Here is a 1,993-nt window from a genome sequence, read left to right as displayed (position 1 = left end):
GCTAGCACGGCCTCGGCGAGGAGGATCCCGCCCTAGGCAGGCGGCGGCGAACAACGCGCACTCCCGGCGGGGCCCGACACCTGGGGACGGGCCCCGCCGGCGTACGGAGTGCGGAGGCGAAGGCTCAGGCGGCCTTGGTCTCCCAGAAGATGCGGTCGATCTCGGCGATGAGGTCGAGGGCCTTCTGGCCGGTCGCCGGGTCGTTCGACGCCTTGGCGGCCGACAGGGCCTTCAGGGTGTCGTTGACCAGGGTGTGCAGCTGCGGGTACTTCTCGAAGTGCGGCGGCTTGAAGTAGTCGCTCCACAGCACCGAGACGTGGTGCTTGGCCAGCTCGGCGCGCTGCTCCTTGATGGTGATGGCGCGCGCGCGGAAGTCGGCGTCGTCGTTGGCCTGGTACTTCTCCTGGACGGCCTTGACGGACTCGGCCTCGATGCGGGCCTGGGCCGGGTCGTACACGCCGCACGGGAGATCGCAGTGGGCGGAGACCTTCGCCTTGGGGGCGAAGAGGCGGGAAAGCATGGGGTGTGTCCTCCTCGTGATCGTCTTCTCAAGGGGGAGATTACTCGCTGGGGAAGCGCATTTCGCGGGCGCCCCCGTGGGCTTAGGACAAAAGTCCAGGGTCGCGGCGGGACCGGTGAGCGAATGTACGGGGCGGTGCGGCAGCATGCGGGGGTGACGAAAAGGACACGCATGGTGGACAGGGCGCGCCGGCGCGGGCGGTTCGAGGTGGTGGAGGTGGCGGGGCCCTCGATGGTGCCCACGCTGGTCGACGGCGACCGGCTGCTGGTCCGCTACGGGGGCGCCGTCCGGCCGGGCGCCGTGGTGGTGCTGCGCCATCCCTTCCAGCAGGACCTGCTGGTGGTCAAGCGGGCGGTCGAGCGGCGGCCGGGCGGCGGCTGGTGGGTGCTCGGCGACAATCCGTACAACGCGAGCGGCGACAGCACCGACTACGGGCCGGTGCCCGGTGAGCTGGTGCTGGCGACGGCGGTCCTGCGGTTCCGGCCGCTTGCGGGGGGTCAGCTCTCGCTGAGGGCGCGGCTGTCCTGGGCGGTCTCGGCGCTGCGTCCGCTGCGGGCGGACTCCTCGGCCTCCAGGCGCTTGCGGGCGCGGTAGGCGGCCACGTTGGCCCGGGTGGCGCAGCGGTCGGAGCAGTAGCGCCGGGAGCGGTTGGTCGAGGTGTCGAGGTAGGCGTTGCGGCAGGGCGGGGCCTGGCAGAGCCCTAGGCGGTCCGGGCCGTGCTCGGTGAGGTGGAAGGCCAGGCCCATGGACGCGATGGCGGCGTAGCCCGCGGAGGCGTTCGAGGGATGGTCGGCGAGGTGGATGTGCCAGTGGGGGGCGCCGTCCTCGCCGAGGGTCCTGTGGCCGGAGACCTGGGGGCTGACGGGGAACTCCATGAGCAGGGAGTTCAGCAGGTCGACGGCGAGGACGTGGTCGCCGCCGTCGGCGGCCTCGAAGACGTTGCGCAGCCGGCCGCGGACGTTGCGGAAGCGGGTGACGTCCGTGTCCGTGACCCGCCGCGCCATCTGCACGCTGGCGCCGAACAGGGCGCGGACGGCGTCCACCGAGGTGAGCGAGTCCTTGTTGCGGGCCGGCTCCTCGGTGTTGACCAGGCGCACGGCGTAGTCCGAGTAATGGGCCAGTTCCACTTGTAGTCCTTACGGCTGCGGGCTTGGCGTCTCGGTAACAGCTGAGACGGATACGAAGTATTACGGACCGCGCCCGCCAGCGGTTCCCGGAAGCCGCGAGTACAGGCGTCGATCCGGTCCTAGGACTCAGGTAGGGACTTCGAGACCCTCCCGCCACCCCCGGGCCCGGACCGGCGAACGCCCGAGGGGCGGTACGGAGATCCGTACCGCCCCTCGGGCATCGCGCGGGCCGTGGCCCCCCGCTGCTGCTGGCCGCCGGCCCGCTGCGAGGGGTAGTTCCCGCCCGTGTCGCCGAGTCCCACGCGGTCCAGGTGCTGCGCCGCGCGCGCCCGCGCCACCGACTGGA

The 1,993-nt window shown here is 72.0% G+C and carries 3 protein-coding genes and 1 pseudogene; 1 reads left to right on the top strand and 3 read right to left on the bottom strand.

Going from position 1 to position 1,993, the window contains the following annotated elements:
* Window positions 1–124 precede the first annotated feature (124 nt).
* On the bottom strand, window positions 125–520 hold the full coding sequence (gene sodN / locus ACFWUQ_RS04260) for a superoxide dismutase, Ni (protein WP_030036761.1): 396 nt from the start codon (window positions 518–520) through the stop codon (window positions 125–127).
* A gap of 171 nt (window positions 521–691) precedes the next feature.
* Here sodN and sodX point away from each other — a divergent pair, with 171 nt between their 5' ends.
* Window positions 692–1,114, top strand: coding sequence for a nickel-type superoxide dismutase maturation protease (sodX, locus tag ACFWUQ_RS04255; protein WP_384532524.1), 423 nt, complete (start codon window positions 692–694; stop codon window positions 1,112–1,114).
* Here sodX and ACFWUQ_RS04250 read toward each other — a convergent pair.
* Window positions 1,018–1,647 (bottom strand): CGNR zinc finger domain-containing protein, encoded by a 630-nt coding sequence (locus ACFWUQ_RS04250; RefSeq protein ID WP_384532521.1) that lies wholly within the window; start codon window positions 1,645–1,647, stop codon window positions 1,018–1,020. The genes sodX and ACFWUQ_RS04250 overlap by 97 nt on opposite strands.
* Before the next feature lie 119 nt (window positions 1,648–1,766).
* A pseudogene (locus tag ACFWUQ_RS04245) lies at window positions 1,767–1,993 on the bottom strand (hypothetical protein); the annotation flags it as partial.

This window comes from Streptomyces sp. NPDC058662, assembly GCF_042716255.1.
Taxonomy (GTDB): domain Bacteria; phylum Actinomycetota; class Actinomycetes; order Streptomycetales; family Streptomycetaceae; genus Streptomyces.
This window is presented reverse-complemented; position numbering and strand designations above follow the sequence as displayed.